Origin of the sequence: Campylobacter concisus (assembly GCF_902460875.1) — a bacterium.
In the GTDB taxonomy this organism is placed as follows: Bacteria; Campylobacterota; Campylobacteria; order Campylobacterales; family Campylobacteraceae; genus Campylobacter_A; species Campylobacter_A concisus_AA.
Map to the genome: position 1 here is coordinate 1 of NZ_CABPVR010000002.1, position 14,394 is coordinate 14,394.

17 protein-coding genes are annotated in these 14,394 nt (G+C 39.8%); 7 read left to right on the forward strand and 10 right to left on the reverse strand.

Annotated features, from left to right (window positions below; translation table 11 throughout):
• Positions 1–32 precede the first annotated feature (32 nt).
• From F3H01_RS00845 to F3H01_RS00855, 3 genes are all read right to left on the reverse strand, one after another.
• Positions 33–449 carry an Rrf2 family transcriptional regulator gene (locus tag F3H01_RS00845; protein WP_149724519.1) on the reverse strand — a complete coding sequence of 139 codons (417 nt, stop codon included), beginning with the start codon at positions 447–449 and terminating at the stop codon, positions 33–35.
• Positions 450–615: 166 nt separating this feature from the next.
• Entirely contained in the window at positions 616–1,155 is a 540-nt protein-coding gene (locus F3H01_RS00850; protein WP_410470343.1) for an NAD(P)H-binding protein, read from the reverse strand.
• A gap of 74 nt (positions 1,156–1,229) precedes the next feature.
• On the reverse strand, positions 1,230–1,604 hold the full coding sequence (locus F3H01_RS00855) for a cupin domain-containing protein (RefSeq protein ID WP_149724521.1): 375 nt from the start codon (positions 1,602–1,604) through the stop codon (positions 1,230–1,232).
• A gap of 151 nt (positions 1,605–1,755) precedes the next feature.
• On the opposite strand from F3H01_RS00855, the gene F3H01_RS00860 reads away from it, so the two are divergent.
• The 7 genes from F3H01_RS00860 (at position 1,756) to F3H01_RS00890 (ending at position 7,735) form a co-directional block, all read left to right on the forward strand.
• Complete coding sequence (locus F3H01_RS00860; protein WP_149724522.1) at positions 1,756–2,628, forward strand: ABC transporter six-transmembrane domain-containing protein; 873 nt, start codon at positions 1,756–1,758, stop codon at positions 2,626–2,628.
• Positions 2,615–3,538 carry a cation diffusion facilitator family transporter gene (locus tag F3H01_RS00865; protein WP_223155303.1) on the forward strand — a complete coding sequence of 308 codons (924 nt, stop codon included), beginning with the start codon at positions 2,615–2,617 and terminating at the stop codon, positions 3,536–3,538. The genes F3H01_RS00860 and F3H01_RS00865 overlap by 14 nt, the downstream gene beginning before the upstream one ends.
• 118 nt (positions 3,539–3,656) lie before the next feature.
• A complete protein-coding gene (lepA, locus tag F3H01_RS00870; RefSeq protein WP_149724523.1) occupies positions 3,657–5,447 on the forward strand; it encodes a translation elongation factor 4 in 1,791 nt (596 codons plus the stop codon).
• Between the two features lie 203 nt (positions 5,448–5,650).
• A complete protein-coding gene (locus tag F3H01_RS00875) occupies positions 5,651–5,881 on the forward strand; it encodes a 2-hydroxymuconate tautomerase family protein (RefSeq protein WP_009294206.1) in 231 nt (76 codons plus the stop codon).
• Positions 5,875–6,597, forward strand: a complete 723-nt coding sequence (locus F3H01_RS00880) for a hypothetical protein (RefSeq protein WP_149724524.1) — start codon at positions 5,875–5,877, stop codon at positions 6,595–6,597. The genes F3H01_RS00875 and F3H01_RS00880 overlap by 7 nt, the downstream gene beginning before the upstream one ends.
• An 11-nt stretch (positions 6,598–6,608) precedes the next feature.
• Entirely contained in the window at positions 6,609–7,166 is a 558-nt protein-coding gene (locus F3H01_RS00885; RefSeq protein WP_149724525.1) for a YajG family lipoprotein, read from the forward strand.
• A complete protein-coding gene (locus F3H01_RS00890; RefSeq protein WP_149724526.1) occupies positions 7,166–7,735 on the forward strand; it encodes a phosphoribosyltransferase family protein in 570 nt (189 codons plus the stop codon). The genes F3H01_RS00885 and F3H01_RS00890 overlap by 1 nt, the downstream gene beginning before the upstream one ends.
• Before the next feature lie 96 nt (positions 7,736–7,831).
• Here F3H01_RS00890 and F3H01_RS00895 read toward each other — a convergent pair whose 3' ends face one another.
• The 7 genes from F3H01_RS00895 to F3H01_RS00925 form a co-directional block, all read right to left on the reverse strand.
• Complete coding sequence (locus F3H01_RS00895) at positions 7,832–8,470, reverse strand: YggS family pyridoxal phosphate-dependent enzyme (RefSeq protein WP_188116331.1); 639 nt, start codon at positions 8,468–8,470, stop codon at positions 7,832–7,834.
• On the reverse strand, positions 8,467–9,576 hold the full coding sequence (rseP, locus tag F3H01_RS00900; protein WP_149724527.1) for an RIP metalloprotease RseP: 1,110 nt from the start codon (positions 9,574–9,576) through the stop codon (positions 8,467–8,469). Before rseP ends, F3H01_RS00895 begins: the two co-directional genes overlap by 4 nt.
• A gap of 196 nt (positions 9,577–9,772) precedes the next feature.
• Positions 9,773–10,318 carry a CDP-diacylglycerol--glycerol-3-phosphate 3-phosphatidyltransferase gene (gene pgsA, locus F3H01_RS00905; protein WP_085657289.1) on the reverse strand — a complete coding sequence of 182 codons (546 nt, stop codon included), beginning with the start codon at positions 10,316–10,318 and terminating at the stop codon, positions 9,773–9,775.
• Between the two features lie 33 nt (positions 10,319–10,351).
• Positions 10,352–11,140, reverse strand: coding sequence for an enoyl-ACP reductase (locus tag F3H01_RS00910; RefSeq protein ID WP_149724528.1), 789 nt, complete (start codon positions 11,138–11,140; stop codon positions 10,352–10,354).
• The gene (gene dapA, locus F3H01_RS00915) at positions 11,140–12,009 is read right to left on the reverse strand and encodes a 4-hydroxy-tetrahydrodipicolinate synthase (RefSeq protein ID WP_035167707.1); all 870 of its coding nucleotides are present in this window, start codon (positions 12,007–12,009) and stop codon (positions 11,140–11,142) included. The genes F3H01_RS00910 and dapA overlap by 1 nt, the downstream gene beginning before the upstream one ends.
• Before the next feature lie 26 nt (positions 12,010–12,035).
• A complete protein-coding gene (locus F3H01_RS00920; RefSeq protein WP_149724529.1) occupies positions 12,036–13,277 on the reverse strand; it encodes a M16 family metallopeptidase in 1,242 nt (413 codons plus the stop codon).
• Positions 13,278–13,288: 11 nt separating this feature from the next.
• Complete coding sequence (locus F3H01_RS00925; RefSeq protein ID WP_149724592.1) at positions 13,289–14,362, reverse strand: quinone-dependent dihydroorotate dehydrogenase; 1,074 nt, start codon at positions 14,360–14,362, stop codon at positions 13,289–13,291.
• Positions 14,363–14,394 lie beyond the last annotated feature (32 nt).

A 14,394-nucleotide genomic window follows, 5' to 3' on the forward strand; every position in this document is an offset into this window, starting at 1 on the left:
TTCTATAACTTAGTTTGTCAACTTTTTAAATTTTATAGATTAATAAGTTCATCTAATAGATCTTGTAAAGTAATGCTTCTTAAACTATCCTCTAAAGCTTCTTGTGCTTTTAGGAGGGGAGGGGTTAAGAGGCCTTCGATCTTGCCACCAAGTGGGCAAGCTTTAGGTGAGTCAGAGTGGATCTTGAAAAGTTTTTCTTTATCATTTACTGCGTTAAAAATTTGAAGGAGGGTTATATCTTTTGGCTCTTTCGCAAGACTCACACCACCAACTCCAGCTACAACATTCACAAGTCCTGCAGCCTTTAGAGTGCCAAGCAGGCGCCTAACTATGACAGGATTTGTGTTTATACTACCTGCTATAAATTCGCTCGTGACTTTCTCGTCTTTAAAAAAACAAGCTGCTAAAATTACATGGATCGCGGTTGAAAATTTGATCCCTACTTGCATGATCATCCTTGAAATTTTTTCTGATTATACTTTAAATTTCTACTAAAAATAGTTTATTTTCAGTTTAGATTTGACAAGCCGACTTTTTGTGCCAGCTATGTCAAATCTATAATTTTTATGCTCGCTCGCCAACTGCTGTGAAGCGTTTTTGTATAAATTTTTTGTTTTATAGCTCGTCTATGATCGCAAGCGCAAGGTCTGCATAGCTTATATAGCTCTCATTTTTTGAGTTTAAGATGAGATTATCTCCACCAAGCACGTATTTACCAGTACGAGCACCATTTGCGTCGTAGTCGCCTGCTGGGCTTACGTATGTCCAAAGTAAATCGCTCCTATCTTTTAGCTCAAAATAAGACTCCGCGGTCGCCTTTGCCACGCCCATATATGCAGTCGGGAAGTCTGGCGTATCCATCACCATTGTGCCCTTATCATCTACAAATAATGTACCAGCACCACCAACTACAATTAGTCTTGTGTCGCCACCCTCTAGCAAATTTCTAAGATGAGTAGCCACTTTTTTGTGAAGCGCAAAGGTATCTGGCGTCCACGCTGCAAATGCACTGATCACTGCGTCAAAGCCAGCCAGATCAGTCTTTGTAAGCTCAAAGATATCTTTATAAATAACCTTTACACCCCCATTTTTATACTCTTTGTCTCTAATGATTGCCGTTACGTCATGTCCTTGTTTTAGAGCCTCGTTTACCAAATTTGTACCGCTTTTGCCGTTTGCTCCGATGATTGCTATTTTTATTATTTCTCCTTTAAATTTTGTTTTTTATTTTACAACCAGCTTGGCTTTACGTCATCAACTATCACACCGTCACTCATTGTGTATTGCTCTAGGCTACCGCGTTTTGTCTGGATACAGATCATTTTGATGCCGTTTTTGCCAGCTTTAAAGCACCTTTTGCCCTCTGGATCTATGCGCACCGCATCTCCTTTGCTTACTTTTAGCACCTCACCGTCGATGAAAAGCTCACCCTCACCCTCTAGGATGATGTAAAGCTCCTCGTTTTGCTTATGTGCATGGACAAATGGCACGCTCACATTTGCTGGAAGCTCGTTTATAGATACCTCACAGCCGCTTAAATTTAAAGCCTCTTTTAGCTCGACTCTTGGCTCTTTTGCGATCTTTGCAACCTGAAAATTTTTCATTTTGTTCTCCTTATTTTTTGTTGTAATATTTTTATTTACAACTGATGAGTGAAGTATAATAATTTTTAGTTGTAATGTCAAGAGTTACAACAAAAAATTTCAAATTTTTATAAATTTGGGCTAGAATTGGCAAAAAATTCTAGGAGTAAATTTGCAAAAGAACGCCTTTAAAACGCTAAAGAGCATAGCGACCGAGCATAACAAAAAGCTCATTTTGACCTTTGCTTTGGTGTTAGCAGAGAACGGACTTTTTCTTGCTTATCCGATATTTGCGGGCTTTGCGATAAACGCAATCATGCAAGGAAATACGTTAAATGCCCTCATTTACGCACTTTTTGTGCTCATAGCGTGGCTTGTAGGAGCCATTAGGCGCCGCGTGGATACGCAAGTTTTTGCAAATATCTACGCAAAGCTTGCTGTAAATGTCATCATGAATGAAAAACAAAATGCCAAAGACGACTCCGCCATTATCGCCAGAGTAGCGCTCTCGCGAGAGTTTGTAAATTTCTTTGAGACGCATTTTCCTATGTTTTTTACATTGGTTATTTCGATCATCGGCTCAGCGTTTATGCTCATCTTTGTCGAGCCAAAGGTCGCTGTGGCGTGCTTTGCCGTGATGATCGTTTTTCTTATATTTTTGCCAAGATATATTAAGAAAAATGACGACCTTTATCTTCGCTTAAATGACCGCCTAGAAAAAGAGGCAAAGGTGATAGGTGTTTTTAATAAAAGCACGCTAAATAGGCACTACGACGTCGTTTCTAAATTTCGTATAGCGATCTCAAACAGGGAGGCGATGAGCTATTTTATCATCGGTATTAGCGCTTCGCTGCTCTTTTTGGTGGCGATAATAGTGCTAAGCTCGCAGCAGACAAATGCCGGCCACATCTACTCTGTGATGACTTATATATGGAATTTCGTCATCAGCCTTGACGACTCGCCAAAGCTCATCGAGGAATTTTCAAATTTAAAAGATATAGGTAAGAGGATCGACGCCCAAAAGAAGGACAATGATGCACAATAAGAGCGTTCTTAGAAATTCGTTTTTTCTAATTTTTACGTTTATGATAGTTGAGGCCGTTTTTGGCTTCGTTTCAAACTCGCTTGCGCTTGTTAGCGACGCTTTTCACATGCTCTCAGATGCTGCCGCGCTATTTTTGTCGCTCATGGCGTTTAAAATTTCAGAAAAAAGGGCAAATTTACAAAAGACCTTTGGTTACAAAAGGGTCGAGATCATCGCTGCTTTCATAAATGCTATCGCTCTTATCGCGCTGGCTATCTTTGTCATAGCCGAGGCGATCGTTAGGCTTTTTAACGAGCCAGAGATCAAAGCTGAAACGATGCTATTTGTTAGCATTTTGGGGCTTGTGGTAAATTTAGTCGTGGCTATTTATATGCATAAAAGCGCTGATACAAAAGAAAATTTAAACATGAAAGGTGCTTATTTGCACGTGCTTGGTGATACGCTTGGCTCGGTTGGTGCTATCGTCGCAGCGCTTCTTGTGATGAAATTTAACTTCACGCAGGCTGACAGCATCGCAAGTATCTTTGTCTCGCTACTCATCATAAAAAGTGGCGCTAGCTTGCTAAAAGATAGCTTTAATATCCTGATCGAAGCTGTGCCGCTTAAGCTTGATATGGATGAAATTTTAGGCGTTATAAAGGGCGTAGATGGCGTTAAAATCGTGCATGACCTGCATATATGGGCGATAAATGCTGGCACAAATGCGCTCATAGCCCATGTGGTGGTGGATGATGCGTTAAGCGTGGCTGAAATTTCAAAGATGATAAAGCGCATCGAGCACGAGCTTTCTCACGCAGGCATCGGTCACGTCACGCTTCAGTTTGAAAGTGAGAACCTTGGACATAAAGACGATCTCATCTGCGAGTTAAATGACGATGAAGGACATGAGCACTTTGGACATTGTCATTAAGATTTTTAAGAATAGAGCCAAGCTCTAGTGACGGGCTTATGATAAAAATATATTTATTGGCATTTAAATCAACTTTAGGCAAAATAAAGCCCAAAATTTAGTAAAAAGTAAAACTTATATGAAAAACATCAGAAATTTTAGCATCATCGCTCACATAGACCACGGCAAAAGCACGCTTGCTGACCGCCTTATTCAGGAGTGTGGCGCTGTCAGTGACCGTGAGATGAGCAGCCAGATCATGGATACGATGGATATCGAAAAAGAGCGCGGCATCACGATCAAGGCTCAGTCCGTGCGCCTAAACTACGCACTAAATGGAGAAAATTTTGTTCTAAATTTGATAGACACTCCGGGCCACGTGGATTTTAGTTATGAGGTGAGCCGCTCTTTAGCCAGCTGTGAGGGTGCTCTGCTAGTCGTAGACGCTTCTCAGGGTGTGGAGGCACAAACCATCGCAAATGTCTATATCGCACTTGAAAACAACTTAGAGATCATTCCAGTGATAAACAAGATTGACCTACCTGCGGCTGATCCTGCTAGAGTAAAAGACGAGATCGAGCATATCATCGGACTTGACTGCTCGGGAGCGATCGAAGTGAGCGCAAAAACAGGCGTTGGCATAAAAGAGCTGCTTGAAGCGATCATCACGAGGATCCCTGCGCCAAATGGTGATGTAAATAAGCCAACAAAGGCACTTATTTATGATAGCTGGTTTGACAACTATCTTGGCGCACTCGCACTCGTTCGCGTATATGACGGCACTATCTCAAAAAATGATGAAATTTTAGTCATGGGAACAGGCAAAAAGCACATCGTGCTTGACCTCATGTATCCAAATCCTATCGCGCCGATCAAGACCAAAACGCTTAGCGCTGGCGAAGTTGGTATCGTGGTTTTGGGGCTTAAAAACGTTAGCGACGTGCAAGTTGGTGATACGATAACGCAGTCAAGAAATCCTCTAAAAGAGCCAGTTGGGGGCTTTGAGAGGGCTAAGCCGTTTGTCTTTGCGGGACTTTATCCTATTGAAACTGATAAATTTGAAGATCTGCGTGACGCGCTTGATAAGCTAAAGCTAAATGACAGCTCCATTAGCTATGAGCCAGAGACTTCGGTCGCACTTGGATTTGGCTTTAGGGTTGGCTTTTTAGGGCTGCTTCATATGGAAGTGGTAAAAGAGAGGCTGGAGCGCGAATTTGATCTTGATCTCATCGCCACAGCGCCAACCGTGACTTACGAAGTCATCCAAACTGATGGGCTAAATTTAAAAATCCAAAACCCAAGCCAACTACCACCGGTCAATAAAATAGACTCGATCCTTGAGCCATATGTGAAAGCGACTATCATCACGCCAAGCGAGTTTTTGGGCAACATCATCACGCTTTTAAACAATCGCCGTGGCATACAAACAAAGATGGACTACATCACGACTGACCGCGTTTTGCTCGAGTATGACATACCGATGAATGAGATCGTTATGGACTTTTATGACAAGCTAAAGTCAAGCACCAAAGGCTATGCAAGCTTTGACTACGAGCCTAGCGACTACCGCGTGGGTGATCTAGTGAAGCTTGATGTTAAAGTGGCTGGTGAAACGGTCGATGCACTCTCTATCATCGTGCCTGAGAGTAAGGCGCAGACAAAGGGCAGGGACTTCGTAAAGGCGATGAAAGAGATCGTGCCACGTCAGCTCTTTGAGGTGGCGATACAAGCTAGCATCGGCAACAAAATAATCGCTCGTGAAACCGTAAAATCAATGGGTAAAAACGTCACAGCCAAGTGCTACGGCGGCGATATCACGCGTAAGAGGAAGTTGCTAGAAAAGCAAAAAGAGGGTAAGAAGAGGATGAAGGCGATAGGTAAGGTGAATTTGCCGCAGGAGGCGTTTTTGTCCGTCTTAAAAATAGACTAGCGGCTTATCTTTTGTGTCCTTTTGAAAGAGTTAGTGAAATTTTGGCTTGATGAACTACATGTTCTATCTGCACCAAAATTTTACGTCACAGCTTTCAAAATCATCACAAAATATCTCGCCTTGTTATGAGGTGGCGATACTGCCGCACTTGGTTTTTGTTTTTGATTAAATTTTAAATATTAAATTTACAAAAAAGGAGCGCTATGCCATTTGTGAAAATTTGTGTGACAAAAGAGGGCGATAGCCCAAGTGTTGAGCAAAAAGAGAAGATGATAAGCGGAGTTACAAAGCTAATAAGCGAAATTTTAGGTAGAAGCGCTCAAAATACCGTTGTCATTATCGATGAGATCGATACGAATAACTACGGCATCGCAGGCGAGAGTGTGAAAAATCTCCGCAAAAAACAAAAAGAGCAAAAGGAAGTAAAATGCTAAGAACGACATTACTAGCAGTTTTTGTAGCTATCTTTCTAACTGGCTGCGTGGCTAAAGCTAGCCTTTGTCTATCGTGTGAGGGAATAGATGGTGTGCAAAGTGCGAGCATAAACAGCGAAGATAAGATGTATTTCGAAGAGGTTATGAGGATACCGGCTGATTGCAGTGCTTGTAAAGGCAGTGGCGATGGTCTTTTTATAAATGGTGTCAAATACAAAAGTGATGTAGCAATAAATTGCTGCTTAGAAAAAAATATGATCGATACTAATGTTGGATTAAAAAAGGTTTATTTCCACAGGATCGTCGATGCTAGAAGTAGCGCTAGATCGATATATTACACAGGTGTTGAAGGAAACAGTGCAGTTTTTAACTCAAACCCACGCCTTGAAGTGCTTTTTTACATGTTTTTGCAGCGTGAGTTAAATTCTCGCGGAATCGTTGTTGTCGATACTCAAACATCGCCTTACACATATAGACTTGATTTTAGATTTGACGAGCTTAGAGGAAGCTATTCGGGAAGTTCAGAAATTTTAAATGGACATCTAAAAGGTCTTCTTGTGCTTTCAAATATAAATTTCAAAAAAACTTTACCTATCTCGACTAGGCACCATGTGGAGAAGCTAGAGGCTTCAGAGTCTAGTCAGTTTGACTTTTTTATCGCACTTTTAGTTAAACAAGCTGCGATAAAAGTAGCCGATGAGATCACTAAACTTTAAAAGGAAAAACGATGAATAAATTTAAATTTTTAGCTATTTTTGGACTTTTTGTTTTGTTTTTAACTGGTTGTGCTCCAAGTCAAAGTGTTGTCGCATTTGATCCGTATAAGGTGGCTGCGAACCAGCAAAATAGTGGCTTTGAGGCCTATATAAGCGCGGTGCATGACAACCGCAAAAACAAAAGTACCATTGCTACGATCACTGATAGCAAAGGCACAGTAAAAGAATATGTTGTGCTTCAAAATGACCTTGATGCTTATTTTAGCGATTCTCTTAAAAAAGAACTTATGGCACGCGGCGCAAATGTAAATGGCATGGGTGGCGTCGTGGTTGAAATTTTTATCAACGAGTTTGAAGCAAATATGAGCGGATACGGCACTGATAATACAAAAGGTAATATTAAGATTACGCTAAAAATCCAAAAAGGCGATCAAAGTATCGTTAAAAATATTTCAAATAATCAAACCAAATTTGAGTTAATTCCCACAGGTGGAGCATTTAAATCATTTTTGACTGAAATAGTAAATGATGCTATCAAACGCACTGCAATTGCTATTTTAAATAGCTAATGTTTTGTGCGTTTTGCAAGAGCTTTACGCTAAATACATTTTGTAAAATTTGCTCACAAATTTTAAGCGAGCCAAGCCCGATAGTAAGAGAACTAGAGGGCTTTAAAATTTATAGCTTTTACGGCTACTCTGAAATAAAAGAACTCATCCACTCTAAGCACCAAATGCACGGATATTTTATATATAAAAACTTAGCCAAATTTGCATTTAAGAAATTTGCCAAAAGTTTTAGCTTTCCGGAGCAAGTCTATGCTTTGCCGATAGATGATAGAGTGCATCATGGCTACTCGCACACGGCTATTTTGGCAAATGCACTAAGGGCTAAAAATCTAAAGCCCATATTTCACGCACTGCAGGCAACCAGCAATATTAGCTATAGTGGCAAGGATTTGCAATTTAGACAAAATAACCCAAGAAATTTTAAAATCCTAAAAAAGATCACTGCTCCAGTTATTTTAGTAGATGATATCGTAACTACTGGCACTACAATACTTGAGGCTAAAAATACTCTAGAAAAAGCTGGCGTAAAAGTACTTTTTGCTCTAGTTTTGGCTGACGCTAAATATTAAATTTTAATTTTTTCTCAAGTCTCTTTGGGCAGAAATTTACATAGTTCCAGCAGTAATCTACTTCGTTAGCAGCAAGAGCATGCAAAAGCGATAAAATTACAAATAAAGCATAGTGCCAAGGCGAATCATATTTGAGCCACATTTTATCGCTAGCTCGAAGTCACTACTCATGCCCATCGAGCAGATAGTTGCGCCTTTTGGCTTTAGGCTATCAAAAATTTTATATGTTAGCTCAAAGCTTTTTTGAATCTCTTTTGGCTCATCCACATGCGCTCCGATACTCATCACGCCTTTTAGATTGATATTTTTACACTCGCTTTGGATGCGCTCATAAATTTCTGCCGCATTTACTACGCTTACGCCTTGCTTTGTATCTTCATCAGCCGAGTTTATTTGAAGCAAGGTGTCTAGCTTATAGCTAAGCCTTTTATCGACCTCTACGGCCCTTTCAAAGCTATCACAGCTTTGCCAAAGTGTGGGCTTTAGGCTTATCATTTGATTTATTTTGTTATTTTGCAAGCGGCCGATCATATGCCATTTTATATCAGTAAAATTTTGTAGTTCTAGCTCTTTTTTGGCTAGCTCTTGGACTCTATTTTCGCCAAAATCTCTTTGTCCTTGCGCGTAAAGCTCTCTTACTTCAGTGCATGTCACGTTTTTGCTAACGGCTATTAGTGTCACATCTTTGCTTAAATTTTCTATCTTTTCAAGCAGATCTTTTAAAACTATCATCATAAACCTCCGCTTAATCTCATAATGTCATTAAAGGTTGCAAGCACCATTATACTAAGCAGCAGCACCCAGCCGCAGTAGGTAAGCGTCGTGAGCACTCGCTCATTTACCTCATGTCTAAAAATTAGCTCATATAAGTTAAAAAGTATGTGGCCACCATCAAGTGCAGGGATGGGGAATAAATTTAAAACGCCTAAATTTACTGAGATTAAAGCGACAATCGTCAAAAGCACGCCAAGACTTATTTTTGCGGCTTTTGAAGTGACATCAGCGATTTGTACGATGCCACCGACCTCTTTTAGCGGCACAGCTCCACTTACTAGTTTGGTAAAGCTTTTAAAGATTAGTTTTGATGCCTCGATCGTCTCACTAAAGGCAAAATTTATGCCTGCAAGACCAGTGTGGTAAATTTTTATCACTTCGCCATTTGGAGAGATCCCGATCAATGGGTGCTGTACCTTTTCATTAAATAGATTTATCGTCTCGCCTATCTTTGGTGTTAAATTTATAGTCATTTGCGAGCCGTTGCGATCTATCAAAATGGTGCTTGGCTCTAATTTCACATTTTTACTGATCTCATCCCACTCGTTTATCTTTACGCCATTTATTGCTAAAATTTTATCATTTTTAGCTAGTCCAGCGCTTGCAGCTGCCGAGCCTTCAGCTATGTGGCCTACACTTGGTGCAAGTCTTTCAACTCCGATAGATCCAAGCAAAATGTATATAAAAAACGCTAAGATAAAGTTAAAAAATGGCCCTGCAAAGAGGATGTAAATTCGCTTTATAGGACTTAACACGTTATAGCTGTCCGTGTCGTAATTTTTGGCCTTTGGGTCGGTGTCGTCTTGTCCTTTTAGCTGTACATATCCACCAAGTGGGATCGCGCTTAGGCAGTAGTCGGTGCCACCAATGTTTTTGGTATAAATTTTCTCACCAAAGCCGATACTAAAGGTATTTACCTTTACTCCAAGCGTTCTTGCTGCCAAAAAGTGGCCAAGCTCGTGAAAAAATATGAGAAAACTAATGGCTAAAATGGTCACTAAAAAATAAAACGAATACGCATAAAGCCCAAGGCAAAATAGGACTAGCGTGAAGAGAATGCCTTTCAAAACTTACCTTTTTTGAAAAATTGATGAGATTTTAGCCAAAATTTATAAATTTACTCTCAAACGGCGTTTAGTTAAAAATTTCTCTTAGCTAGGAGAAATTTTTAACTTGATTTTACTTATTTTGAAAATGAAGATTTGATTATTTTATATAAGAATTTGAAAGTAAAAACTTTTGGTCTTACGAGTGAAAGAAATTTTAACTCTTTTTCATCGCCTTTACATAGGCAAAAATATACTCAAATCCAGAATAAAGTGTGAGCGCAACAGCTATCCATAGCAAAAGTTCGCCACCAGGCCAGCTCATCAGTAAAAATCCAACCGCAAACATCTGTGAAACGGTCTTTACCTTGCCAGCCATTGATGCAGCGACCTCGACGCCGTCACTAGCCATCACGACACGAAAGCCAGTTATAAAAAACTCCCTTACCAAGATGAGATAAACAGCCCAAGCACTCGCTCTACCAAGCATCATGAGGCCCAAAAATGCAGCCAAGATCAGCATCTTATCAGCTAGTGGGTCAAGGATAGCGCCAAGCTTGGTCTTTTGATCCCAGCTTCTGGCGATGTAGCCGTCAAAAAAGTCAGTCACTGAGGCGATCACAAAAATAAGAGCTGCAAAGTAGTTTATCCAGCTTATGTGAATTTGCGTAAAAATTCCTGGCGCATTTACGAGCATAAAAAACATAAGCGGAGCCAGTAGTATCCTAAAAAATGCCAATGCGTTTGGTAAATTTAAACTCACAAATATGCCTTTATGCTTAAAATTTCAATCTTCTCATTTAAAAGTCGTGCCACCATCTATTATAAATGTATGTCCTGTCACCCAGCTAGCCTTAGATGAGCATAAAAATAGACATGCTCCAGCTAGATCAGTCGGCTGTCCCATGCGGTTTAGCGGGCTAAGCTTTGCCGTCATATCGCGCACCTCTTCGTAGTTGGTAAAGGCTCTTAGTGCGTCTGTCTCGATAGGACCACCACTTACGACGTTTACGCGGATGTTTTTCTCGCCAAGCTCGGTCGCAGCGTATCTTGCCATGGCTTCAACTGCTGCTTTTGCTGTGCCGTGACCTGCGTAGTTTTCGATATAGACTAAATTTCCAGTTGATGATAGGCTGATGATGCTACCGCCACCAACTTTTTCCATGCGTTTTGCAGCTTCTTGGGTGCCTACGACAAAGGCATTTACGGTTGCTGTAAAGATATTGTTTATGCCTCTTGGTTTTAGTTTCATAAATTTAGTGTATCCACCAGCTACTGCGCGACCTGAGATGATAGCATTTGAGATGAAAAAATCAATCCTATCAAAATCCTCGTCTATCTTTAAAAATAGCTCTTTATAAGTCTCTGGCTCGAGGATATTTAGTGCATATGCTCTTGCTTTTATCTTGTAAGTAGCCTCAAGCTCTTTTGCCTGCTCTTTTGCAAGCTCTTCGTTTGAGTTGTAGGTAAATGCTATATTTACGCCAGTTTTTGCAAATTCTTCGACTATGGCTCTGCCGATGCCTCTAGTGCCGCCGCTGATGACTAGTGTTTTTCCTTTAAATTCGTTTAGTGTGTCCTTCATTAAAAACCCTTTATTTCGTAATTTTTTATTACTTCTTCTATCTTTTTAAAATTTTCTTTACTTGGTTTGCAAAGTGGCAAGCGGTACTCCAAAGAGTCGATTAGTCCAGCTAGATACATCGCCGCTTTGATCGGTATCGGATTGCTTTCACAAAAGAGTGTTTTATTTATCGTGTATAGATTGTCGTTTATTAGTTTTGCTTTTTTGTACTCTTCGTTCATTGCAAGGTGCGTAAGCTGTGAAATTTGATCTGGCAAGAGATTTGCAGTAACTGAGATAACGCCTTTGCCGCCATTTGATATGATAGGATAGTTTATCGCATCTTCGCCACTAATGACTACTAAATTTGGCTCGTGAGCCAGTAGATCGACGCATCTATCTATGCTACCTGTAGCCTCCTTGATGCCGTAGATATTTTTGCACTCTTTAAAAAGCCTAAAAACAGTCGCTGGCAAGATATCCACTCCAACTCTGCCAGGGACATTGTAAAGAAGCACAGGGATTTCAATGCTATTTGCAATAGCTTTGTAGTGCTCGTAAAGCCCTTCTTGCGTTGGTTTGTTGTAATAAGGTGCAACTGAGAGGATGCCATCAGCACCATGAGCTTGAGCAAATTTAGCGATACCAATAGCTTCGTGAGTTGCATTACTGCCAGCACCAGCTAGTACTTTTACATTTGTGCCTTTACATGCATCTACGGCTATTTCGATGCAAATTCTATGCTCATCATGCGTTAGTGTTGCACTCTCACCAGTAGTTCCAACTGGCACAACGACATCTATGCCGTGTTTTATCTGTCTTTTTATTAGCTTTTCAAAACTGACTTCATCCACTTTTTGATTTTTAAATGGCGTAATGAGTGCGGTCATCGCACCTTGAAGCGAATTTTCCACGTTTATTCCTTTTTTAAAATTATTGTTGTGCTGGTTTTTTCATTAAAATATTTATTTGCTATCTCTTTTAAAAGCTTGGCATCTATCTTATCGATATTTTTTTCAAGCTCATAAATTGGCTTTATATCGCCTCTAGCAAGGTATGAGCCATATAAATTTGCAACCTTGCTCGCACTCTCAAATGAGTAAATAAAATCAGTTTTTATCAAATTTTTAACTCTTAAAACATCATCTTTGTCGATTGGCTTATTTTTTAAATCATCTATGATCTTTAAAATTTCAGCTTCAACTACGCTTGCTTCGACATCTGGGTTGCAAACTGCTAAAAATATAAATAAATTTTCATCAACGCAGCTCATATTATAAGCATAAATTTGATTTACGAGCATTAGCTCATCGATTAGACGTTGCTGTAAAACAGAGCTTTTGCCAGTGGCTAGATATTCGTTCATCGCATTTAGTCCCACTTGATCAGCGTGTTTAAAATTTGGGATTTTGTAAGCGATCGCTAGCATTTGTGTTTGGCTATCTTTATAGATGATTGCTCTTCTAGCTCCGTCTTGTTCAGGTTCTTTACAGTGTAGTTTTGGTATGGCTTTTTTGTTTTTTATACTGCTAAAGTTTTTCTTAGCCAGCTTAAATGCCTCGTCCTTGCCGATGTCGCCACTTATCATTAAAATGGCGTTTTTGGGCTGATAGTATGTAGCATGAAATTCTTTTATGTCGGAGATATTCCAGTTTTCGATATCTTTTATAAAGCCTATCGGTGTCCAGTGATATGGATGATAGATAAATGCGTGATTGTAGAGCCTAAAGTAGAGGTATCCCATAGGGTTATTATCTGTTCGCCACCTGCGCTCTTCATGCACCACGTCTCGCTCTGGCTGAAATTCTTTGTCTTTTAGGCTTAAATTTTTCATAAGCTCAGCAAAAAGACCAAGCGTTTTGTCTAAATTTTCATTTGACGCTTTTATAAAGTAGTGGGTATAGTCAAAGCCTGTACTTGCGTTATTTACGCCGCCAAAGCCTTTTACTATTTCGTCAAATTCACCAGCTCGTAAATTTTTGGTTGATTTAAAATTTAGATGCTCTAACATGTGAGCGATGCCGCTTTTGCCCATCACTTCGTTTCTTGATCCAACTTTATAAAAGACATCGACGCTTATCACTTTTGAGCCAGGATTTACTGGTACGTGATAAATTTCTAGTCCGTTTTCTAGTTTTATTTTATTAAATTTTATCAATCTTTTGCCTTTTATTTTTTAACATCTATGCCGACTGCTTCGCTAATAGAGCCAAAGCCATCTCTTTTTAAAAGCTCTAAAATTTCTAAATTTATACCTCTTGCGATCATCGGCCCTTTAAAGATAAAGCTTGTAAAAATTTGGACCAAATTTGCTCCCATTTTTATGCGCTCATATGCCTCTGCACCGCTGTCTATGCCGCCGCATGCGATAAGTGTCGTCTTACCATAAAGCTCATCTGCCACGGCTTTAAAGATCTCTTTTGACTTTTGAGCTATCACTTTGCCACTTAGTCCGCCAAAATCCTTTAAATTTGACGAGTGAGAGAGCGAGTAATCAACGCTTGTATTTGAAACAAGCACGCCGCTAGCGCCGTTTTCTACCGCGCAACTACAAAGCTTGATCGCATCTTCGTGGCTCATATCAGGAGCGATTTTAAAGATAATTGGTTTTTTAGTAAGTGGCAAAATGACGCTAAAAAGTTCTTTTATGAAGCTCTCATCTTGCAAGGCTCTTAAATTTGGCGTGTTTGGTGATGAGACGTTTATGACAAAGGTGTCGCAAATTTCGCTAAATTCTTTTACTAAAATTTCATAGTCTTTTATTGCATCTTCGTTTGGTGTAACCTTGTTTTTACCGATATTTGCCCAGATAGGTAAAGTATAAGGATAAAGTTTTTTGACTCTATTTTTAATAGCCTCGCAACCATCGTTGTTAAAGCCCATCGCATTTTGGATGCTCTCTTCGTCTACGAGCCTAAAAAGTCTTGGTTTATCGTTGCCAGGTTGAGGTTTTGGAGTAAATGTGCCAAATTCTAAGTACCCAAAGCCAAGAGCCGTGAGTGCTTCAAACATTGTGGCGTTTTTATCAAAGCCACCAGCTATGCCAACTGGATTGTGATAAGTGCTTGAGAATAAATTTTGTTTTAGCGCATTGTCATCGACCACGCACTTATTTGCTACAAAGCTTAATGATCCTGGAAAAATTTTATTTGCTCCGATCATTGCAAGTTCTGCGATTTTATGGGCAGTTTCAGGATCGAATTTAAAAAATATAGATTTTAAAGTTTCGTAGTTTAAGCTCATTTTAACCTCTTTAAAATGCCTAAAAATTTGTG